Annotated in this window: 20 protein-coding genes; 4 read left to right on the forward strand and 16 right to left on the reverse strand. The window is 41.9% G+C overall.

The annotated features are described in order from the left end of the window. Positions 1-2: 2 nt before the first annotated feature. The 6 genes from MKI85_RS12975 to MKI85_RS13000 form a co-directional block, all read right to left on the reverse strand. Positions 3-788, reverse strand: a complete 786-nt coding sequence (locus tag MKI85_RS12975) for a DUF1365 domain-containing protein (RefSeq protein ID WP_241628186.1) — start codon at positions 786-788, stop codon at positions 3-5. A gap of 21 nt (positions 789-809) precedes the next feature. Further along, entirely contained in the window at positions 810-2,075 is a 1,266-nt protein-coding gene (locus MKI85_RS12980) for an NAD(P)/FAD-dependent oxidoreductase (RefSeq protein ID WP_241628196.1), read from the reverse strand. Continuing rightward, on the reverse strand, positions 2,072-3,055 hold the full coding sequence (locus MKI85_RS12985; RefSeq protein ID WP_241628197.1) for an acyl-CoA desaturase: 984 nt from the start codon (positions 3,053-3,055) through the stop codon (positions 2,072-2,074). The genes MKI85_RS12980 and MKI85_RS12985 overlap by 4 nt, the downstream gene beginning before the upstream one ends. 125 nt (positions 3,056-3,180) lie before the next feature. Next, positions 3,181-3,741: a lipocalin family protein gene (locus tag MKI85_RS12990; protein WP_241628200.1), complete on the reverse strand. Its 561-nt coding sequence runs from the start codon at positions 3,739-3,741 to the stop codon at positions 3,181-3,183. A 228-nt stretch (positions 3,742-3,969) separates the two neighbouring features. Further along, positions 3,970-4,371 carry a hydroxyisourate hydrolase gene (gene uraH / locus MKI85_RS12995; protein WP_241628202.1) on the reverse strand — a complete coding sequence of 134 codons (402 nt, stop codon included), beginning with the start codon at positions 4,369-4,371 and terminating at the stop codon, positions 3,970-3,972. Positions 4,372-4,381: 10 nt separating this feature from the next. Then, positions 4,382-4,870 (reverse strand): GlcG/HbpS family heme-binding protein, encoded by a 489-nt coding sequence (locus MKI85_RS13000; RefSeq protein ID WP_241628228.1) that lies wholly within the window; start codon positions 4,868-4,870, stop codon positions 4,382-4,384. Between the two features lie 105 nt (positions 4,871-4,975). On the opposite strand from MKI85_RS13000, the gene MKI85_RS13005 reads away from it, so the two are divergent. Together MKI85_RS13005 and MKI85_RS13010 are read left to right on the forward strand one after the other, a co-directional pair. After that, positions 4,976-5,647 (forward strand): heavy metal response regulator transcription factor, encoded by a 672-nt coding sequence (locus MKI85_RS13005; RefSeq protein ID WP_241628204.1) that lies wholly within the window; start codon positions 4,976-4,978, stop codon positions 5,645-5,647. Further along, positions 5,644-7,026, forward strand: a complete 1,383-nt coding sequence (locus MKI85_RS13010; protein WP_241628230.1) for a heavy metal sensor histidine kinase — start codon at positions 5,644-5,646, stop codon at positions 7,024-7,026. The genes MKI85_RS13005 and MKI85_RS13010 overlap by 4 nt, the downstream gene beginning before the upstream one ends. Positions 7,027-7,033: 7 nt before the next feature. Here the strand turns inward: MKI85_RS13010 and MKI85_RS13015 are convergent, their stop codons facing one another. The 10 genes from MKI85_RS13015 to MKI85_RS13060 form a co-directional block, all read right to left on the reverse strand. Next, positions 7,034-7,753: an ABC transporter ATP-binding protein gene (locus MKI85_RS13015; RefSeq protein ID WP_241628205.1), complete on the reverse strand. Its 720-nt coding sequence runs from the start codon at positions 7,751-7,753 to the stop codon at positions 7,034-7,036. Beyond that, entirely contained in the window at positions 7,746-8,969 is a 1,224-nt protein-coding gene (locus MKI85_RS13020) for an ABC transporter permease (RefSeq protein WP_241628206.1), read from the reverse strand. The genes MKI85_RS13015 and MKI85_RS13020 overlap by 8 nt, the downstream gene beginning before the upstream one ends. Beyond that, positions 8,966-10,189: an efflux RND transporter periplasmic adaptor subunit gene (locus MKI85_RS13025; protein ID WP_241628207.1), complete on the reverse strand. Its 1,224-nt coding sequence runs from the start codon at positions 10,187-10,189 to the stop codon at positions 8,966-8,968. The genes MKI85_RS13020 and MKI85_RS13025 overlap by 4 nt, the downstream gene beginning before the upstream one ends. Before the next feature lie 286 nt (positions 10,190-10,475). Continuing rightward, positions 10,476-11,675, reverse strand: a complete 1,200-nt coding sequence (locus tag MKI85_RS13030) for an MFS transporter (protein WP_241628208.1) — start codon at positions 11,673-11,675, stop codon at positions 10,476-10,478. 739 nt (positions 11,676-12,414) lie between these two features. Further along, the gene (locus MKI85_RS13035) at positions 12,415-13,473 is read right to left on the reverse strand and encodes a 2,3-butanediol dehydrogenase (RefSeq protein ID WP_241628209.1); all 1,059 of its coding nucleotides are present in this window, start codon (positions 13,471-13,473) and stop codon (positions 12,415-12,417) included. A 21-nt stretch (positions 13,474-13,494) separates the two neighbouring features. Next, positions 13,495-14,280: an acetoin reductase gene (locus MKI85_RS13040; protein WP_241628211.1), complete on the reverse strand. Its 786-nt coding sequence runs from the start codon at positions 14,278-14,280 to the stop codon at positions 13,495-13,497. Positions 14,281-14,291: 11 nt separating this feature from the next. Beyond that, a complete protein-coding gene (gene lpdA, locus MKI85_RS13045) occupies positions 14,292-15,692 on the reverse strand; it encodes a dihydrolipoyl dehydrogenase (RefSeq protein ID WP_241628213.1) in 1,401 nt (466 codons plus the stop codon). Positions 15,693-15,702: 10 nt separating this feature from the next. After that, complete coding sequence (locus MKI85_RS13050; RefSeq protein WP_241628215.1) at positions 15,703-17,238, reverse strand: 2-oxo acid dehydrogenase subunit E2; 1,536 nt, start codon at positions 17,236-17,238, stop codon at positions 15,703-15,705. A gap of 1 nt (position 17,239) precedes the next feature. After that, positions 17,240-18,259: an alpha-ketoacid dehydrogenase subunit beta gene (locus MKI85_RS13055; RefSeq protein WP_142768396.1), complete on the reverse strand. Its 1,020-nt coding sequence runs from the start codon at positions 18,257-18,259 to the stop codon at positions 17,240-17,242. Positions 18,260-18,274: 15 nt separating this feature from the next. After that, a complete protein-coding gene (locus MKI85_RS13060; protein ID WP_241628217.1) occupies positions 18,275-19,237 on the reverse strand; it encodes a thiamine pyrophosphate-dependent dehydrogenase E1 component subunit alpha in 963 nt (320 codons plus the stop codon). Positions 19,238-19,579: 342 nt separating this feature from the next. Here MKI85_RS13060 and lipA point away from each other — a divergent pair, with 342 nt between their 5' ends. Together lipA and MKI85_RS13070 are read left to right on the forward strand one after the other, a co-directional pair. After that, a complete protein-coding gene (gene lipA, locus MKI85_RS13065; protein ID WP_241628218.1) occupies positions 19,580-20,572 on the forward strand; it encodes a lipoyl synthase in 993 nt (330 codons plus the stop codon). 217 nt (positions 20,573-20,789) lie between these two features. Continuing rightward, complete coding sequence (locus tag MKI85_RS13070; RefSeq protein ID WP_241628219.1) at positions 20,790-21,878, forward strand: transcriptional regulator; 1,089 nt, start codon at positions 20,790-20,792, stop codon at positions 21,876-21,878. Positions 21,879-21,963: the final 85 nt, after the last annotated feature.

Here is a 21,963-nt window from a genome sequence, read left to right on the forward strand (position 1 = left end):
TGTTAATCCTTATTTTTCTTCGGGTGCCGATAAAACGGCACCTTTTTCCACCATAACTTAAAGGCTTGTAGATAGATTGAAGCCATCATTTTTAAAGGTTCTAAACTATATCTCAGAGCATAATGATGTTGCTGTGAAGGAAATGTGATGGGACACAAACGAAAACGCATGGTGGCATCAAATAGCTGTTTTTGTTGTTCAAACAATTGCATGTGAATCACATTCAGTGTGTCTGAAAAGTTAAATCGCCAGCGATAATCCAGCTCCATGGGCATAAACGGCGAGACATGAAATGATTTTTCAAAACAAAACTCATACCCCTTAAAATCACCATGTGCTTGCAGTGGCTGACGACAGTCGTGCACATACACTTTGCGTTCATTCCAAGGCGTATTGGTAATTTCACTCAGAATAAAAATCGGCTGCTGCTGTTGCGGATCAAAAATGAAATAAAACACCACTGAATTGAAGCGAAAGCCCAGACAGCGAGGCAAAGCCAGAATACGAATCTGCCAGTCCGCCAATAACTCGAACTCGGCTTGCTGAGCCAGCACCTGCTCGACTTTTTGTCTGAGACTACCGTGATAATCTGTTAAAAAATCAGCACTATATAAATTCAGGATATTCCAGTGATGGGCAGACCAAAACGGAGACTGATCCGTAATGCTTTCAAGTTGATCAGGATCAAACCACAAGTAATTCAACTTAGCTTCAAATGCATGAGCCTTCGGCATATAGCGCCGATGACGGATGCTGGCCTCGGCAATTGCAAGCGGAGTATTCAACATCTGTAAGCTCCATGACTCATATCAAGATAATTTCGCTAAATAATCGACAACACGTGCCGCACTGCGAGCACCATCTTCATGAAAGCCCCAGCCCCAATAGGCACCACAATATGCAGTCCGATTCAGTCCCTGCAACTCCTGCCAACGTGCTTGAGCTCGTATCGCTTTTTGGTCAAACACAGGATGACGATAATGTCGTTGCACCAAGATTTTGGCTGGGTCAATTTTCATATTCGGATTTAACGTGGCAAAAATTTGAGTTTTACATTGCAGATTCTGCAAGTTGTTCATCCAGTAGCTAAAACTATATTGTGTTACAGCTAAATCTACACCAGCTTCTTCATCTGCTGTGACATGGACATGCCAACTTGCCCATTGCGAACGCTGCCTCGGCATAATCGAGCTATCATGGTGAACGACCATGCGATTATTTTGATAATCAAAGTTTTGTAGAATCTCTCTTTCTAAATCAGTCGGATCTTCTAATAATTGCAACGTATCATCGGCATGGCTGGCAAAAACAACCCAATCAAAGGTGTGTAGACCTGCATCTGTTTGTACTTCGACATAATCGGAATGTCGGCTGACGCTGTGCACCGCAAGATGTTCCCACTGAATGCTCGGACATTGCTGCCGAATTGCCCGAATATAGCTATTTGAGCCATTTTTGACCGTTTGCCATTGTGGTCTTTCCTTTAACTGCAACATGCGATGATGCTGGAAGAAACTCACCACAAACTTATAAGGAATTTGTCCCACCTGATCGACGGGGGTTGACCACAAGGCACCACACATGGGATAGAGATGCTCATGTCGAAACTCTTCTGAGTAATGATGTTGGTTTAAATAACTTTCGATGGTCAGTTCAGGATCAGAATCAATTACGGATTGGTCTTTATTCTCTTGATAGAAGCGATATAAATCTAACAACATGCGCCGAAACTTTTGATTCAAAAAGTTTTGTGGACGCTTGAGTAGCGACCATTTTTTTGAAGGATTATATTGGAGTCCCGTCACAACATTATTGACTGAAAAACTCATATCGCTGCTTTGTTTCTCTACCCCGAGTTGTGCCAGCATTTCACTAAACAAAGGGTAATTAAAATCATTAAATACAATAAACCCACTGTCTACAGCAAGAGTCTGACCTTCAATCTGAAAATGATGGGTATCGGTATGCCCGCCAAAATAACTATTTTTTTCAAAGATTGTGACTTGATGCTGTGCAGATAATTTCCATGCCGCATAGAGTCCAGAAATACCCGAGCCTATAATCGCAATCTTCATGAAAAATCTTCCTTTTTTAATTTTTTTGGATGGATGTAAAGGGATGATGCATTTCGATGACTGGCTGCATACACTCGCGCTGGAATGGGCTTTAAGCCCCAAACCAAACCGAACCATGACATCACTTTTAAAAGGTAATAAGTCACATCGATTTGCCACCAATAGAACCCCTGACGAGTACTGCCTGCATAAAAATGGTGATTGTTATGCCAACCTTCCCCCAAGGTAATCATCGACAGGAAAAAGTTATTGCGGCTCTGATCTTGGGTATCAAAATCGCGTGAACCATATAAATGCGCGAGAGAGTTAATACACAGCGTGGCATGAATCAATAACACGGTTGAAATGACAAAACCCCACACCAGTAATTGCGGCCCTGAGGTAGCCAACTGCGGATACGCTACAGCCAGCCATTCACCTAAGCCATAAATAGCCGCTGCCGTAACTAAAACCACAGGCAGACTAAAACGGTCTAACCAGATTAACTCTGGATATTTCAACCAATCTTTCACCACTTCTTTACGGATGTTGAAGTTCTGATCATTCAAAAACCAGCCGACATGGCTATACCAAAAACCATGCGTAGAAGAATGCGGATCCTGTTCGGTATCGGTAAATCGATGATGGTAACGATGATGCGCTGCCCACCATAAAGGACCACGCTGTGCACTCATTGTGCCAATTAAAATAAACACAAACTGGACAATGCGAGATGTTTGAAAAGTTTTGTGGGATAAATAGCGATGAAAAAAAGCCGTGATCGCAAACATTCGGATCAGATAAAATCCCAACATGAACAGCACGGCAAATTTAGACACACCCACCCAAAACACGGCAAGACAGGCAAGATGCAATAAAATGAAAGGCGAAATACGCAGCCATTGGATGTTTAAGTCTTTAGGAGGACTGTCTGGCTGCACTGTTTGAGTTTTGACTTCACCCGACCAGCTGTCCATCCAGCGTAGAAAAAATTTGAACATTGTTTCTTCCGCATTTTGAGTTTTTATATTTGCCTTTCATTTTATGTAGCAGGATATGAAATTTATGTGAAGTTCACCCATAAGTTTCATAGCACACTAGAAAAACCACCTGTCCATTTCACGTATTATTCTGGATGTGCTGTTCTTACTAATTTAGTCACATCATAACCATATTGACGTGCTGTTTGTAGGTAAGATTGGTAGGTCGCTTCGTCAATTTGTGGACTACGTGACAATATCCATAAATATTTATGGCTAGGACCACCGACCAATGCCACCTTATATTCAGGATCCACTCTTAAAATCCAATAATCACCTTTGGTAAAAGGAATCCATCTTAAGCCAGCAGGTAAAAAACTGACCTTTAACTGACTCATACCAACATTTTGCGGATAAGCGACACCCTGCGATGAAATGGTTTCACCCGTTTTCGTACGACAGCTATTTAGGACACCAAGCGTCTTATCTGAGTTAAGCGTATAATTTGCAGTCGTGTTACTGGCACAATTACGCTGAAAGTACATGGGCAAATGCGCGATTTCGTACCATTGTCCAACATATTGATGAATATCAATTTCACTGACGGCTTGCGGCTTGGATACTTCAGCTTGAGCTGACAATGATGAGAATAAACTAACACAGATAATTGCGGCACAGCTTAGGGATGTTTTAAAGAAATTTTGCATTACTCAACCTATTCATCATATTTTTTTCAAAATACACGACGCCCTTGTGAACAAAGCGTGAATTTAATCTGGGTATCCTTCCCCCCACTGTTCAATGCTTAACCTATTGAGTTCTTTACTTATGTTTAACCTAGCCCCCATAAGTTTGGTTTTCCTATTCAATACGAATTTTTAAAACCGTTGGATCTGCAAAGAAAAAGGCTGATTTTGTATCAGCCTTTTTAAAGATTAATTACCTCGATAGGTCGAATATCCATAAGGACTTAACAACAAGGGAATGTGGTAGTGACTAACACTGCCATCGACTTTGAAAATGACAGGGACTTCTGGGAAAAAAGTGTTCTGATGATGCTTTTTGAACCAATCCCCAGTTTTGAACGTGACCTTATAAATCCCTTGCTCTAACTGCTGATTTTCAGGAAACAGTGCCGTAATACGACCATTCGCTCCCGTAAATTGCTGATTCAGCTTGACCCAGTGATTGCCTGAACTCTTTTCAAGCACCACCTCAACATTGGCAGATGGTAAACCATTTTCTAGATTTAACACATGCACACTTAACGGGTTATTTTGTGCAAAAGCCATTGAAGTGAATAACAGCGTAGAGAGTGGTAAAAATTGCTTTAACATGATGGAATCCTTAATGATTAAAACTAGATTGAATGGCTGCTTCAGCGCAATATTGGTCATTTTTGGCACCTCCTGCGCCCGCAACGCCAATTGCACCGACCACCTGATTTTCATAACGAACAGGTACACCCCCACCTAACAACAGTAAATCCGATACGGTGGTTAAATTTTTTGCATCACTGTTTTCATGGGCATTTTGACTTAACAACAAGGTTGCTGTTTTGGTTGATAAAGCGGTATAAGCTTTCTTCTCGGCAGCCCCCAAATTATGAGGTCCCACCGTTTCATGCCTGCTCGCTATCAAGGTATTTCCTCCCCGATCCACCACTACTACAGCAATGTTGTGCTGTATTTTTTGACATGCAGCCACCGCAGCATCAACAAGGGTTTGTGCAGCTTTGGAATCGAGTGAATAAACTTGATTCAATTGAACGGTTTGTGCAAAAGTACTGCTACTCATCAGCATTACTGTTAAAACAAGCCCTTTAAGTTGGTTCATCATAATTGCCCTGAATTAAGTTTTAAAAATCTTATACAACCTAAATAATTTGAAGCATGACAATCACATTACAAAGTTGTCATCTTCAAAAAGAGTCTGAACAAAATGTGTATTCTGATTATCGAAGATGAAGTGAAAATCGCCTCATATCTGGTGAAGGGCTTAAATGAATCTGGCTACGCGGCTGAATGTGTCCATTCAGGGCTCGAAGGCTTGGAAAAACTCAAGATGCATCCATACACTTTAGTCATATTAGATGTGATGCTGCCCGATATTGATGGCTGGGCAGTATTAAAAGTCTTACGTCAATTTTCCCATATACCCGTGATTTTTCTCACCGCTAAAGACCAGATTATTGATAGGGTCAAAGGTCTGGAACTGGGTGCCGACGACTATCTGGCCAAGCCTTTTTCTTATATTGAATTACTCGCACGGATTAAAAGTCTGCTGAGACGGCAACAGTATGTTCAGGAAAATGAGCTATGGATTGGCAACTTAAAAATGGACTTAATCCATCATAAAGTTTGGCGTAATGAGCAACTGATTGAACTCAGCAAAAAGGAATTTAATCTATTGCGTTTTATGCTACAGCATCCAAATGAAATAATTACGCGCAGGCAAATTGCTTCCGAAGTTTGGCATATCAATTTTGATACCGATACAAATTTTATTGATGTAGCCGTACGCCGCTTGCGCAGCAAAATTGATGAAGGTCATGATATAAAACTCATTCATACTGTTCGTGGTTTGGGCTATAAAATTTCGGTTGAAGCATAATGTTCAAACCCATTCGCTCCCTAGAACTTCGATTAACCCTGTTGGTCACATTGTGCGCTGCCATGGTCTTGTGCGCTGTCGCATTTATGACTTATCTAGGCATCAACCAGATTTTAATTGCCCAGCAAGATCGAGCTTTGGTAGAGCGAATTGAGCGACTGGAAATATTGCTGCAAGACAGTCGCAATATTGAACAGATTATCGCGCGCCCGAAGCTGTATCAAAACATGTTGGGAAATCAGGATAATTTGTTTTTATTGATTCAGGGCGATCAGATTCTGATTAATATCAATCCACTTGCTATTCCACTGCCTGAGTTTACTCATCAGCCCAAAATTCAATTCCGTGATTTATCAGCACATGCTTACCCGACCCGTATTGCGTGGAAAACCATTCAAATCAATCAGCAACCTTATGTATTAATTGCAGGCAAACAGTGGTCTGAACGTTTAGCCATCATTGCACCTTTTCAAAAGCGTCTTTTCCTCTATGTATTCACAGGAATCTTGGCGATTCTCATCCTCTGTGCCATTGCTAGCCATCTGGGATTGAAGGCATTAAGAACCCTGCGGGAACAAACCCATGCGATTAATATTCAGCAACTTGAACAGCGACTCAATCTGACCCATCCCCCTCAAGAGATTGAACAACTGGCATCCGATATCAACGCCATGCTCGACCGTATTGAAATGGGGTATAGCCAACTGAGTCGTTTCTCTGAAGACATTGCGCATGAATTTAGAACCCCCTTGAATAATTTAATTGGGCAAACCGAAATTTTACTCATGAGTGAACGCAATCCGGCACAATATCAGGAACTCTTGATTTCCAACTTGGAGGATTATCAGCGCTTAAAACGAATGATTGACAGTATGCTATTTCTCGCCCGCGCAGATGCGCATAAAGTTGGCTTAAACAAGCAGAGGATTCAACTCCAGCCCTTCATAGAACATCTTTGCAGTATTTTCGAATATCAAGCCGAAGAGCAAGACTGCAATGTTGTATTCAGGCTTGAAGCGACTGAGTTATGGGCAGATTCTGAACTGTTACAACAAGCGCTGTATAATCTGATATCAAATGCACTGATCCACGGCGGCAATCACAGAAGCATTTTTGTGGTGAGCCAACGAAAGATGATTAATAACATGCATATGATTTCATTATCTGTAATCACCAGTGGTTTAGAGATTGCCTCTGAGCATTTGCCGCATATCTTTGAGCGATTTTATCAGTGCAATTCCAGCAGACAAAGTCATCATCAAACTGGCGGTTTAGGACTATCCATTGTGGCATCCATTATGACGCTTCATCAAGGGATGTATCAGGCAGTCAATAGCGCAGAAGGCATCTGCTTTGAACTGCTTTTCCCAGAAGCGTGATTCACAATCACACTGAGTTTATCTCATTTTTGGAATCACTCTGAATTTTCCCATCCACCAGATTAATGGTTCTATCACACGTTGCCGATAATCTTGGATCATGCGTGACCAACAACACGGCACAGTCATGTTCACGATGTACTTTGCGAAATAATTCAAACATTTCCGCAGCCGTTTGAGTATCCAGATTTCCAGTCGGTTCATCGGCTAACAGTAATGCTGGCTTGGTTATCAGCGCTCGAGCAATTGCCACACGCTGCTGCTGTCCGCCAGAAAGCTCATTTGGTTTACGATCCGCAAATTTTTCCAATCCTACTGCGGCTAATAATTCATGGGCATATTGCAGTGCAGATTGATCAGGCTTACCCTGCTTCAGCATTAACGGCATCAGGACATTATTTAAAGCAGTAAATGCCTGTATAAGATGATGGAACTGAAACACAAAACCGATGCTACTCCCCCGCAGCGCAGTCCGTCTGACATCATCCATACCGCTTGTGGCATGACCGAGCAAGTACAACTCGCCACTGCTTGGCTGATCTAATAAGCCCAGAATATTCAATAAAGTACTTTTACCTGAACCTGAAGGACCTATGAGCGCGGCAAAATCATTGCGCTCAATACATAGATCAATACCGTGCAGCACCTCCACTTCATTGGGTTGCCCAACGTTATAAGATTTTCGTAATGCCTCTAAACGCAATACTTCCTGAGACTGATCAGACATGACGAATCGCCTCCACAGGGTCTAATGCAGCAGCTCTACGTGATGGGACTGCCGCAGCCAACACACCCGTCAATGTCGCCAATAATACTGCCAAGAGGATAAGCTGGATTGATATTGAAATATGAAACAAGCGTGGACCAAACTGATTAAATACCCAGACTAAACCACAACTGACTACACTCCCTAAAATCGAACCGAGCAGCCCAAAAATTGCCCCTTGAAACAAGAACACTCTTAAAATCTGCGATTGGGTCGCCCCCGTAGCACGCAAAATCCCAATTTCCCGTGTGCGCTGCACCACGCTCACCGACATGACACTGGCAATGCCAAAAGCGACTGAAATCGCAACAAAAACAATAATCATATTGGTCGAAAGGCTCTGTGCTGTAATCGCATTCATTAATTGGGCATTGGTTTCAATCCAGCTTTCAGCTTTTAATGACGTCAGGCGTCCGACTTGAGCGGCGATTTGATCGGCCTGAAAAATATCTTGGATCGTCAGATCAATCACGGTGACCCCACCTGGCAGATTGAGCAAAGATTGCGCCTGTTTCAAATCCAGATAAACATAGCGTGCATCCAATTCACGCACACCGAGTTCAAATATTCCAGAGATATTCACCACGGCATTTTTCTGTTGCCCAGTATCAAGCCTTAGTTTACTCCCGACTTGCACCCCCAAATCTTTAGCCAATTGGCGACCAATTAATACATTATCCGCACTCACCTGTAATTGACCACTCAGCATATATTGCTTTAACGGAATAATCTGTTGATAACGTTCAAGATTAATACCAACCAATGCAACAGATTCAATCGCATCTCCGCGCTGTACAAATGCTGGACCAGAGACCACAGGGGAAACAGCAGTCAATACGGGTAACTGATCTAAAGTCTCCGTAATCTGTTGCCAATTGTTAATCGAACGCAAGCGCTGCGCCCGCTTATCTTCTTGTAATAACTGAAGCGTTCCAGTTACTGGTGGCACAATCTGGTTGACCTCATCTGGTGAGAGCAACCGAATATGTGCTTGCGTTCCTAAAGTACGCTCCACAATATTCGATTGTAAGCCATGAATTAACGCGCTAATGAACACAATCACCGCGACCCCAACGGCAACACCGACTGTGATCATAACGGACTGTGCACGACCCTCTCGCAAAAAACTGATTGCGATGGTCCACTCTGTCCAAAGTCGCCCAAAAATGTTTTTCAATCGAATTTCACCGGTAATTCATTTTTGCTATCTGTCTGATCCGCCTGATTGTGCAATACACGTTTTTTGTGCTCTATGCGGACTCGTGTACCATCTTTAAGCGCTGATTCTGCATCGGCAAGGACTTGATCGCCCTCTTTCAATCCAGAAATAACTTCCGACATGACCAAACCACGTAAACCCAGTGTAATTTGGTGACGTTGAATTTTGCCATCTCTTACTAAAATAACCATGGCGCGTTTTCCACTTATACTGCTTAAAGCATCATTCGGAATGACCAGTGCTCGCTCGCGTTTGTTGGTTTCAACATTCACCGATACTGTCATGTCCTGACGTAAATAATCAGGTACTGGATCAACTGTTAATCGAACGTCTACTGTGCCACGCTGCGAATCAATACTCGGGGCAATAAAGTTAATCTGCGCAGGAAATGGTTGATCTGGATAGGCATCCGCAATGACTGCCGCTTTTTGCTGTAAAGCCAGTAGGGGTAAATTGCGTTCATCAAAGGGTACTCGAATTTCAGTAGCACCATCCAGTGCAATAGTGAAGAGTGTCTGGCTTGGTTGTACCAAATCCCCTGGCTCTACATTACGGGTTAAAACGATACCATCGACTTCAGCACGAATTTTGGTCTTGGCAAGTTGAGCTTGTAATGCGGCTAGTCGTTCACGCAACATGGTCTCTTCAACATTACCTTTGGCTAAAGCCGCTGCTTTTAATCGAGCTGATTCCAAATTATTACGTGCGAGTCTTTCTGCCTCTATCGATTTCTCTCGTTCCTCAGCCGACAATATGCCTAATTCTGTACTCTTTCTCCGCACTGCTTCACGGCTGGCTTGTTCAAGCTGAACTTTGGCATTCGCCAGATCGACTTCAGCTTGCGGACGTTTGCTGGTCGCAAGTTCAATCAATTCTGCTTCTGCCTGTCGCACCTGCGCTGAAATTTCATCCGATTTCAGTACCAAGAGCAAATCACCTCGGGAAACCCGATCCCCCTCTTGAACAAATCGTTCAAGGACAACTCCTGTAATTTCACTACCAATCTGCGCCCGCGATACCGTCTCTACCCGTCCTGATGCGACTACCGTCTGAACCAGTGGACCAGATACAACTGCATAACCAGATAATAGAGGTCCCTGCCACCAGCGATATGTAACAAAGCTCGTTACCAAAATAAGTAATATAATTATCAGAGACTTATAATGAGCTAAACGCAATACTCTTCTCCAAATTCATTTCATCAATCAATATAAATCAAACCACATTGATTTTTGAGCTTTTACGTATCAGAAAATCTGTTAATAATGAATCTTTTCAATAAAATTGCTGTATTATTTTTTATATTCTAAATCTCTAAATCGATTAATTTAGCCCTTTTTATTAAATATTTAGCTTAACTTATATTGCAACCATCATGTAGGCAACAATTATCATATCAACAGTCTTAATAAAAACTCTATACTTTTGATAAGCGACTATAAACAGCATAACCACATAACCCCGCTATTTTTTTACTATTTTGAAAATTGGCTGCCAGCCCAATCCTATCAGTGCAATAATGCAGAACATCGCGCCTGTATAGAACGTAAAAGATGGCCCGAGTTGATCCCATAACAGCCCAGCCAACACACTCGCCAACAACATAGCCAATCCACTAACTAAGTTAAAAAAACCATACGCTGTGCCGCGCAAGTCTTCTGGAGCAGTATCGGCAACCATGGTCGCCAGTAAACCTTGCGTCATTCCCATATGTACACCCCATAAAGCAACACCTGCCAACACGACACTCCAATGATCACTCATTGCCAACACCAGATCAGCCGCAATTAAAAATATGAGTCCAAGTACCAGTAATGCCTTGTGGCTCATATGATCGGATAACTTTCCAAATGGATAGGCGGACAAGGCATAGACTATATTCATCATCACCATGACCAAAGGTACAAATGCAACTGGGATGCCACCTTGCTGTGCACGTAAAACCAGAAATGCCTCGCTAAATCGAGCCAAGGTAAACACTGCACCAATGCCCACCACCCACCAATAGGAAACACCCAAACGTTTCAAATTTTCCCGCTTGATTGGATTGCTACGTTTATTAGTCTGCGGGCTTTCTGGCTCATGCACGCCAAAGAAAAGTAGTGCGACTGCCAGCGATCCTGGTACCACTGCCACCCAGAATACTGCACGGAAATTGTTGTTCCAGAGTAACATTAAGCCAACTGCAAGCAATGGACCGAGAAATGCACCAACTGTATCAAGAGACTGTCGCAAACCGAACGCAGCACCCCGTATTTGCGCTGGCACAATGTCAGCCATCAAAGCATCGCGCGGAGCACCTCGAATCCCCTTTCCAGTGCGATCTAACAGCCGAGCTGTCATTACTAAACCAGTCGTAGTGGCAACAGCAAATAGCGGTTTAGTCAGCGCTCCCATAGCGTAGCCGATCACAGCCAAGCATTTACGCTTTCCCAGATAATCACTGATAACCCCTGAAAATATTTTAATAATAAGTGCGGTTGCTTCAGCCAACCCCTCGATTAAACCAATTACGAGCACACTGGTGCCGAGTGCTGTGACCATGAAGATTGGTAATAAGCTATGAATCATTTCCGAAGAGATATCCATAAGCATGCTGACAAAACCGAGTACCCATACACCTGTGGGTATTTTCTGCCGAGTACTTTGTGGAGGTATCGTCATAGCCAACATCCAGCGGTATCGATATTCCATAAATGAATGTCGATACCTACAGTTATCTACAATAAAACGATGGATTCACAGCTTTGAAGTTGATGAAAGGTAAATTATTTTTTAAGGGAATAATCAATCCCCCTAATTTCATAAGCTAAACCATAAAATCTTCAAGATCAATTGAGTTCGTTACTGGCTTTTAAAAAATGATATATAGCCTAACCACCAATACCAAATACCTGAACTCATACTATTTTTGCAGGATATTTCCCTATCCGTTATTCTTCTCGTTAAGCTTTAACCTGAATTATTTTTAATTTATCTACATTGAATAACTACAAGTTTTGTAGTCCTTTTTTAACTAAATAAAATAGTGAACAACTTTAGGCTGGTGCATCAGCGTGATGATATCAATATTGTGTATTTCACCCCGTTGCCCGTGTATCTGCTACTGACGGCATCACATGCTCTGTTAAGAGCCTTGATCGATAAACAAAGCAAAAGTATGTTCAAACTCTAGAATTTAAAACCCAATAACATCTTTATTTGACCAAAACTTCACTCAGGAAGAGCTTTTGAATAGTTCTAATAAATATATCTATGATGACCAATCATATTTATTAAACCACAATCCACTTTTATAATAGATTACTTATCTTTATTAATACCTTAACCAACATATATTAAACAATAAAGGCTAAACAAAATGCATAAATACAGATTGTTTAGCCTTATGCTGAACGTCAATTTAAGGATGAACAATAATCTTTACAGCTGATTCATTATTATGAATTAGCGTTTCAAATCCTTTCGAAACCAAATCGTCCAATGCAATGCGCTGAGTAATAAATGGCTCCAAATTAATCTTGCCCTGCTCTACTAAACGAATCGTTTCTTGATGGTCATTTACATAAGCAATTGTGCCGCGAATATCTAACTCTTTCATCACCACACTATGCACATTAATCGTTGCTGGGTGACTCCAAATGGATACGATAACCACCACACCTGTTGGTTTCATAGCTGCAACTAATGTATCCATCACTTTATTGACGCTACTACATTCAAAAGCAACGTCGACCCCACGATCTTCCGTAATTTTCATCACTTCAGTGACAACGTCGACCTGTGATGGATCAAGTACATAATCTGCAACGCCCGCTTCAATCGCTTTTTCTTTACGTTTTGCACTGAGTTCAGTAATGATCACTGTAAGACCTTTGGCCTTTAAAATAGCAGATAACAGTAAGCCAATCGGTCCTGCTCCACCTACCAATGCGACATCACCAGCTTTTGCACCACTTCTAACATAAGCATGATGTCCAACAGATAACGGTTCAATCAATGCTGCCTGATCTAACGGAATATCATTCGAAATAGGATGCACCCAACGTCGTTGAACAGCAATTTTTTCTGATAGGCCGCCACCACGTCCACCCAGCCCAATAAAGTTCATGTTTTTAGACAAATGATAATTGTCATTTGGACCAGTAGGCACATCATCTGCAATGATATAGGGTTCAACTACAACATGTTGTCCAATCTGAATATCATCTACACCCTCACCAACTGCATAAACCACGCCTGAAAATTCATGTCCCATTGTTACAGGTGCTGATTCACCTGAAATAGGATGTGGGTGTCCACAAGGTGGAATGAAAATAGGCCCTTCCATAAATTCATGTAAATCTGTACCGCAAATACCACACCACGCCACTTGAATCCCGACTGTTCCAGCAGTCACTTGCGGCTCTGGAATATCCTCAATCCGAATATCCCCTCGATCATAAAAACGAGCAGCTTTCATCCTATATTCCTCATGTTAAAGTTAACGGTAAACCATTCCACCATCAGTCAAAATGGACTGACCTGTAATATAATTCGCATCATCACTGGCTAAGAAAGCCACTAATGCCGCAACATCATCTGGTGTTTCAGCACGGCCCAGTGCAATACCCTCTACATATTTTTTATAGGTTTGACCAATTGCTGCACCCGTAATTTCAGAAAATCGCTGATCAATTTCCACCCACATGTCTGTACCCACAACACCTGGACAATAACTATTCACTGTAATACCTGCACTGGCATATTCTTTAGCTGCGGCTTGCGTCAAAGCCCGAACAGCAAACTTGGTTGCCGAATATACCCCCAGTAATGCAAACCCTTCATGCCCTGCGATTGAACATGCATTGATAATTTTTCCAGTCTGTTGCCGCTGCTTAAATTTATTCGCTGCAGCCTGAATTCCCCAAAGCACTCCACCAATATTGATGTTTACAATATGATTAAACTCGCTGGGCGTGACGTCTGCTAATGCTTTGACTTGTGCAATACCAGCATTATTAATCATGATATCAAAGCCATTTAAGGTTGACTCTGCATGATCAATCGCCTTACTGATTTGTATTGGATCTGAAATATCTGCAAGACATGTAGTGGCTTTAACACCATACGCTTCAACTTCCTGCTGAACTGCACTCAATTTTTCTTGATTAAGATCGACTAACGCAATATGAACACCTTCTTGAGCCAAACGTAAAGCAATACCACGTCCTATACCTTGTGCTGCACCTGTAATTAAAGCGACTTTGTTGTTTAAACCTCTAGGCATATTGTGACTCCTTAAATATGGATTGCACGCTGCATTGCTGAGAGTACGGACTCATGCATGGATTCAGATAAAGTAGGATGTGGAAATATCACCTGAGCCAAGCTTTCATCGGTCGCTTCAAGATATTTTGCAATCGCGAAACCTTGAATATGTTCTGTGACTTCATGACCCACCATGTGAGCACCTAACAACTCCCCTGTTTCTTGATTAAAAATGGTTTTGACAAAACCTGTGCTGTCACCCAGCGCCAAAGCCTTACCATTGGCTTGTAAAGGAAACTTGCCTACATTCAGCTTAAAACCAGCTTCTATGGCTTTTTGTTCCGTCAAACCAATACTGGCTACTTGAGGATGGGTAAAAATACAGCCAGGAATTTGAGTGCGATCTAAGGCATGTACATGACTCAGTCCTGCTATTTTCTCTACACAAAGCATGGCTTCATGACTGGCTTTATGCGCTAAACAAGGAGCACCTGCAACATCTCCAATCGCATAGACACCTGCCACATTGGTTTTGCACCAAGAATCAACTTTGATATACCCATGCTCAAACTCAATGCCCAATGCTTCTAAACCTAGATTTTGAGCATTCGCTTTAACACCAATTGCCGAAAGTACCTTTTCAACCGTGATGATTTGCACACCCGCTGAAGTTTCTATATGGCAATCCACTAGCCCCTGTTTGATCTCGATTTTTTTTACAGTGGCTCCTGTTAATACAACCATTCCCTGTTGTTCAAACTGCTTTTGCATATAATGTGCGACTTCAATATCTTCACTAGGTAAAATCTGCTTGGCAATATCCACCAAAGTCACCTGGCAACCTAAGTCTTGATAGAGACTTGCAAACTCGCTGCCTATCGCACCTGAACCTATGACTAAAAGAGACTTGGGTAATTGCTCTGGAACTAAAGCCTCCCTATAGCTCCAGACATGATGGCCATCTACAGGAATATGAGGCAAATTGACCGCACTTGCACCCGTAGCTACAATAATATGCGGTGCGTAAATCTGCTGTTTTTGCCCCTGAGCATCGGTCAGCTCTAATTGCTCTTTGGCAATAAACTGTGCCGTTGCATTAAAAATTTTGACCTGATTCTTTTTCAGCAAATGAGCTATGCCTTGCACCAATTGCTCCGAAACCTGTCTGCTATGACAAACCAGTTGTTGAATATCAAAATCTACTGCGCCTAGAGTAAACCCAAGCTTTTCTGAAGATTTAAATTGCTGTGCCAGCGCAGCTCCACTCAACAACGCTTTAGTCGGAATACAACCCCAGTTTAGGCATATTCCGCCTAAGTGTTGCTTTTCCACAATTGCAGTTTTTAAGCCTAGCTGGGCTGCGCGTATCGCAGCCACATAACCGCCTGGACCTGCCCCAATGACGATCAAATCAAACTGTGTATCAGACATGATTCTGCTCCTACACTAAAATCAAGGCAGGATTTTCGACATACTGCTTAAACGCCGATAGAAACTGAGCGCCTAAAGCACCATCAATCACCCGATGATCACAAGACAGTGTTGCCGTCACGATTTCACGGATCACGATGCCATCATTTTCTACAGTTGCACGTTTCTCGGCTGCACCTAAAGCCAGAATTGCACCTTGAGGCGGATTAATAATTGCATCAAATTGCTTAATGCCCAGCATGCCCAAATTGGAGATGCTGAAACTTCCACCCTGAAATTCATCAGGTGCCAGTTTTCCAGTTTTGGCACGTGTCGCCAGATCACGCATATCATTGGAAATTTGCGCCAAAGATTTGCTATTGGCGGCTTTAATAATTGGTGTGATCAGCCCATTTTCGATTGCGACAGCAACCGAGATATCAGCCTGTTCAAACTGCAAAATTTGCTGATTTTCTTCATCAAACTGGACATTCACCTGTGGAACTTTAATCAATGCTGCAGCGGCAGCCTTAATCAGCATATCGTTAATGGATAACTTGACTTGTGGTACCGTGCTGTTAATTTGCTGACGTAGTACCTGAATCGCTTCAACATTTAGGTCTATCGTCAAGCGAAAATGTGGCGCATTGCGTTTGGCAGCCTGTAAACGTGAAGCAATTGCTTTACGCATCCCATTCATGGCAATGGTCGTGACTTTTACGGTCTCGACTTCCTGCTGCTGCGATGCATGTTGAGTCTGTCCAGCATTTTCGCGCTGATAAACTGCTTCTACATCTTCCTTGCAGATGCGCCCTCGTGTACCTGAAGATCGGCAATCATGTAAATTAATTCCCCATTGTTTTGCCAAACGACGAGCAACTGGGGTTGCAGGAACTTGGCTATCATCTGCAGTTGATTTCGCGATTTTTGCACTGGCTTGATGCCGCACATCTGGCCATGCCCCCCCTGCGGTTTGTACTACGGTCTGAATATCATGAACACTAATACGGCTTTCACGCCCTGAGCCTGAAATTTGAGCCAAATTCACATTATGCTTTTCAGCCAGTTTTAAGGCATGCGGTGTGGCTAAAATCTCATCGCTATGTTGATAACCTTGTAAGGTTACAGGAATTGAATACCCACTCTGAGTCACTGGTTGAGAAACTTGTTCAACACCGTGCTGTTTAGGAACAGCTTGCACTTTGCTTTCAACTTGAGCCACTGCTGTTTTTTCTGGAACCACTGCAACAGCTTTGTGTTCAGTTCCGCTAGGTGCTCCACCTAAAGACTGAGCATATGCTTCAATTTCTGCATCGGAAACTTGAGGATCGGCACAAATTGCAATCACACCACCGACAACAAGTGTGTCGCCATCTTTAGCAATTATTTTTCGTAGCAATCCATCGAAAGGCGCTTCAAGCACATTGACGATTTTTGTGGTTTCAATTTCACAAATTTCCTGCCCTTTACTAAATTGCTCGCCTTCCTGAATCAGCCATTGGGCAATCGTGCCCTCTTCCATGGACAAACCCCATTTCGGGATTTCTAAGGTTTTAATTTCGCTCATCCTAAGCCTCCAACGTCTTACGTACAGCCTGTTCGATACGTTCTACACTTGGCAACCATTCCTTCTCTAGCACTGGTGAAAATGGCACTGGAGAATGCGGTGGTGTGACCAATTCAATCGGTGCTTTAAGATAATGGAAACCTTTTTGGGCAATCAGTGCAGCGACATCATGTCCAAAGCCGCAGCGCGCTGCAGACTCATCTACAATGACGACACGACCTGTGGAAGCAACCGACTCTAAAATACCCTCTTCATCCAGTGGTGAAATGGTCCGCGGATCCACCACTTCGACCGAAATACCCTCTTTGGCTAGCTTGTCTGCAACTTCATTGGCACGATGAACCATCAGACTGAGCGCAATAATCGTAATATCTGTGCCTTCACGGGTATAATTCGCAACACCAAATGGAATGGTATAGGCCTCATCGGGTACTTCACCCTTAATGTCGTACAACAACTTGTGCTCACAAAAGACAACGGGATCATCATCTCGAATCGCTTGAATCAATAGTCCCTTCACATCATAGGCGCTGGATGGCACCACAACTTTTAAGCCGGGTACTGAAGCAAATACGTTGTAGGGTGATTGTGAATGTTGCGCAGCGGCTGAAAAACCTGCACCAATCATTCCGCGTACCACCATCGGAGCCTTTGCCTTACCACCAAACATGTAGCGAAATTTAGCCGCTTGGTTATAGAGCATGTCGTAGCACACACCATAAAAATCCATAAACATTAAATCTGCGACAGGTCTTAAACCTGTTGCCGCAGCCCCTGCTGCCATACCAATAATCGCAGATTCGGTAATCGGGGTATCAATGACACGCTCTGAACCAAACTCAGTCCATAAACCTTTGGTTACACCAAGTACACCGCCAAAACCTTCGAGTTTGTTGTCATCGGTATTTTTACCACCATGTCCACCACGTACATCTTCACCCACAACGATCACACTCGGGTCACGGTGCATTTCCAATTCAATCGCTTCTTTAATCGCGTTTCTATAACTTTTATTTGGCATTGTTTTACTATTCCTTTAGTAAGAGACATAAACGTCAGTGAGCAGTTGTGAAACTTCTGGGTATTTGGCTGCACGTGCTTTTGCAACAGCATCATCAACATTTGCTTTGGACTGAGCATCAATCGCATCTAATTTGGCTGGATCAATTTGGTCCTTCACTTTCTCACGGAAAATTTTGAGTGGGTCTTTATGCTCTTTGACATAGTCAAGTTCTTCTTTGGAACGAATTAACCCCGGATCACCCTCAAAATGTCCATAAAATCGGTTGGTCACGGTTTCAATGACACTCGGCCCCTCACCACGACGGGCTCTTTGAATCGCTCTTTGTGCAACGTCATAAACTGCAAAAAAGTCTGTACCATCTACTTTTTCAGCGGGTAACCCAAAACCTGCTGCTCGACCCGCAATATCTTTACTGCCTACGGCATAATCATGTGCAGTACCTTCACCAAAACCATTGTTTTCAAAAATAAAAATAACAGGAAGGTTTAACACTACCGCCATATTGATCGCTTCAAAAGTCAAACCCTGATTCGAGCCACCATCTCCCGTAAAGGAAAGTCCAATACCGCCTGTTTTTAAAGTTTTCGCGGTTAATGCAGCACCAATTGCTAAAGGAGGACCACCACCGACAATCCCGTTTGCTCCGAGCATACCTTTATCTAAATCTGCAATGTGCATTGAGCCACCCTTACCGCGACACAAGCCATCATCTTTACCAAAAATCTCTAACATCATGGCGTGAATGTCACAGCCTTTGGCAATACAGTGCCCATGACCACGGTGGGTTGAAGTAATAAAGTCCTTATCGCTTAAGTTTTCGCAAATACCTACTGCGACTGCTTCTTCACCGCTATAAAGATGAATAAAACCTGGGATATCACCTGTATTATTCTCATCGTGTAGACGATCTTCAAATTCACGAATATCGCGCATTCTTTTATATGCTGCCAGCAATTGTTCTTCCGTTAATTGCATATCATTAATCCTTATCAATAACGCTAAAATTAAATTCAAAGTAATAAAATTATTAGCACTTGAATTTTTCAACCGTATATTTATATAAGAATATTTTTAATAATTTTCCTATTAGACTAAAAAAAATATTATATTAAAAACAACACTTATCCATATAAATCATAAATTTATAATTTTTAAAAAAATAAGAATATTTTAAATCATTAAAAAAAACACATAAACAAACCTTTAACCAACCTTTATTTAATATGATTATTTTTTTGGACTATTTTATAAAATATTATTTTCAAATCAGGATTAAACTTAAATTAAAGTGTAAATTAAAAACAAGGAATTTTTAAAATGGATTTAAATAATTCAATAGCAAAGGGAAAAAAAATGCGTGGTGCTGAAAAAATGGCACGCATTCCTATTAAAGTGCTTCCAACTGAAAATATGCCAAAGAAACCAGAATGGATTCGTAGCAAAATTAGTCAACCTGAAGAAGTACAAGTAATCAAAGCTTTACTGCGTCAGCAAAAATTACATACAGTATGTGAAGAAGCTGCTTGTCCTAATTTACCGCAATGTTTCGGTAGTGGGACGGCCACATTCATGATTATGGGGGATATTTGTACACGACGCTGCCCTTTTTGTGATGTCGCGCATGGTCGACCGAATGTATTGGATGTGAATGAGCCACAACATTTGGCTGAAACTGTGAAAAACTTAGCCCTCAAGTATGTTGTGATTACTTCAGTTGACCGTGATGACTTAATGGATGGAGGCGCACAACATTTTGCGGATTGCATCCGTGAAATACGTAAAACTAGCCCTGATACATTAATTGAAATTTTGGTTCCCGATTTTCGAGGCCGTACGGATGTTGCGCTTAAAATATTGAGTAAGACGCCGCCAGACGTTTTTAATCACAATATTGAAACGGTGCCTCGTCTCTATAAAGCAATGCGACCAGGCTCTGATTACCAGCATTCATTAGATTTACTCAAAAAATTTAAACACTACTGCCCTGATATCCCCACAAAATGCGGCCTTATGGTCGGCTTAGGAGAAGTTGAGGCAGAGGTGATTGTTCTATTGAATGATCTAAGAGACCATGAGGTTGATTACGTCACAATTGGTCAGTATTTACAGCCATCTAAAGCACATGCTCCGATTCATCGATTTGTTGCTTTGGAAGAATTCGAGCACTACCAGCTACATGGTCAATTCTTGCAATTCAAGAATATCTGGAGTGCACCCATGGTTAGATCCAGTTATTTTGCAGAAAAGCAATATTATGGAGAGAAGTCGCCTAAACCCTTTAATAAAATTGATTTATTAAATTCAATTTAATGCTTCGCAGAATCTACAGACTAAATGTTTACTAAAATTTGATAGAAAAAAGGAGCTTTTCCTATTAAATTTTTCTTGCAGAGGTTGATAACATCCGCCGATTAAATATAGATCAATTGGCAGAATGAATAATGCTATTAACGAGCAACGTGCCAGAATGACAATACGATTGATTGCACACAAATAGATATGTTGCTCAACCATGAAGGAATATGGAATGAATAATATGGAAAAAATAAATCCAGACTTACAAACAACGCATTTAGTCAATCAAGTCGATGTAACTGCCGCTCCACTTCTTCGTCTACCAAATGAAGAGCCGTTTTCTCTATTCAAGCGGTCCATACATCATACTTATGATGAATTATTAAGAATTGCACATGATTCGGATATGGCAATAGGACTAACTGACCATCAAGGGACTTTGCTATGGACTTGGAGCAGTCGAACCATGTTATCGTCTGCGGAACAGGTTCATTTTGTTGAAGGTGGGCATTGGTCGACCCAAGCTGTGGGCAAGAATGCTATAGGCATGGCACTCAATAGTCACCGTTCTAGCTGTGTTCACTCTCATGAAAATCAGATGAATAGCGTGCGGGACTGGGTCTGTTATGCAGCTCCTATCATTGATCCTACCTCAAACCAATTTCATGGTGTCATTAACCTTTCGACTAAATATAAGAAACATACACCTTTAGGTGTTTTAGCGGTTGAGCGTTGTGCAGATCTGGTACGCCAATCTCTTTTAATCGAACAAAAAAATATTTTGTATATTAGTGCATTAGGCACACCAAGAGTTGTATTTAATCGAACACCCTTGGTGTTAACGCATCGCCAAATAGAAATCTTATGTATCTTGGCATTACGCCCGAATGGTATTAGTTTAGATGAACTGCATGACGCCTTGTATGGCGACCGCGATGTGAGTGTAAAAACCCTGAAAGCAGAGTTATCTCAACTTCGCAATTTACTGCCCAACTGCATCGATTCACGAATATACAAATTAACTTGTGAAGTTGAATGTGATTTCTTAAAAGCTGAACATTCATTAAATGCTGGATTTTTAGCAAGCACTTTTTCTTTGTATAAAGGCAGTTTTTTAGTTAAAACGGAGAGCCCTTTTCTCTGCGCTTGGAGAGAAAGTTTTGATGCTCGATTAAGCCACTTGATTTATCAATTGCAAGACATCGATCAGTTATTAAAAATTATTGGTTACTTGCCAGAGCGAAGTGATGCTGTCCTGCGTTTGTTTGAGTTACTGCCCAAAGACAGCATCTATCATGAACGTTTTTCCAAATTTATTTGAAGAGATTGGGACGAAAATCAGTCGAATGCGTTGTTAGATATAGCTCATTTATCACTATTAGATGAAACTTGAGCCAGTAAAATGA

The sequence above is a fragment of the Acinetobacter zhairuonensis genome (assembly GCF_022601715.1).
Lineage (GTDB): Bacteria > Pseudomonadota > Gammaproteobacteria > Pseudomonadales > Moraxellaceae > Acinetobacter.

Coding starts and splice junctions, on each gene's coding strand:
- MKI85_RS12985 (WP_241628197.1), bottom strand. CDS start 3,055: ATGTTCAAATTTTTTCTACGCTGGATGGACAGCTGGTCGGGTGAAGTC.
- MKI85_RS13050 (WP_241628215.1), bottom strand. CDS start 17,238: ATGAGCGAAATTAAAACCTTAGAAATCCCGAAATGGGGTTTGTCCATG.
- MKI85_RS13030 (WP_241628208.1), bottom strand. CDS start 11,675: ATGACGATACCTCCACAAAGTACTCGGCAGAAAATACCCACAGGTGTA.
- MKI85_RS12990 (WP_241628200.1), bottom strand. CDS start 3,741: ATGCAAAATTTCTTTAAAACATCCCTAAGCTGTGCCGCAATTATCTGT.
- lipA (WP_241628218.1), top strand. CDS start 19,580: ATGGATTTAAATAATTCAATAGCAAAGGGAAAAAAAATGCGTGGTGCT.
- MKI85_RS12975 (WP_241628186.1), bottom strand. CDS start 788: ATGTTGAATACTCCGCTTGCAATTGCCGAGGCCAGCATCCGTCATCGG.
- MKI85_RS13070 (WP_241628219.1), top strand. CDS start 20,790: ATGAATAATATGGAAAAAATAAATCCAGACTTACAAACAACGCATTTA.
- MKI85_RS13040 (WP_241628211.1), bottom strand. CDS start 14,280: ATGCCTAGAGGTTTAAACAACAAAGTCGCTTTAATTACAGGTGCAGCA.
- MKI85_RS13055 (WP_142768396.1), bottom strand. CDS start 18,259: ATGCCAAATAAAAGTTATAGAAACGCGATTAAAGAAGCGATTGAATTG.
- MKI85_RS13035 (WP_241628209.1), bottom strand. CDS start 13,473: ATGAAAGCTGCTCGTTTTTATGATCGAGGGGATATTCGGATTGAGGAT.
- MKI85_RS13005 (WP_241628204.1), top strand. CDS start 4,976: ATGTGTATTCTGATTATCGAAGATGAAGTGAAAATCGCCTCATATCTG.
- MKI85_RS13015 (WP_241628205.1), bottom strand. CDS start 7,753: ATGTCTGATCAGTCTCAGGAAGTATTGCGTTTAGAGGCATTACGAAAA.
- MKI85_RS13060 (WP_241628217.1), bottom strand. CDS start 19,237: ATGCAATTAACGGAAGAACAATTGCTGGCAGCATATAAAAGAATGCGC.
- lpdA (WP_241628213.1), bottom strand. CDS start 15,692: ATGTCTGATACACAGTTTGATTTGATCGTCATTGGGGCAGGTCCAGGC.
- MKI85_RS12980 (WP_241628196.1), bottom strand. CDS start 2,075: ATGAAGATTGCGATTATAGGCTCGGGTATTTCTGGACTCTATGCGGCA.
- MKI85_RS13000 (WP_241628228.1), bottom strand. CDS start 4,870: ATGAACCAACTTAAAGGGCTTGTTTTAACAGTAATGCTGATGAGTAGC.
- uraH (WP_241628202.1), bottom strand. CDS start 4,371: ATGTTAAAGCAATTTTTACCACTCTCTACGCTGTTATTCACTTCAATG.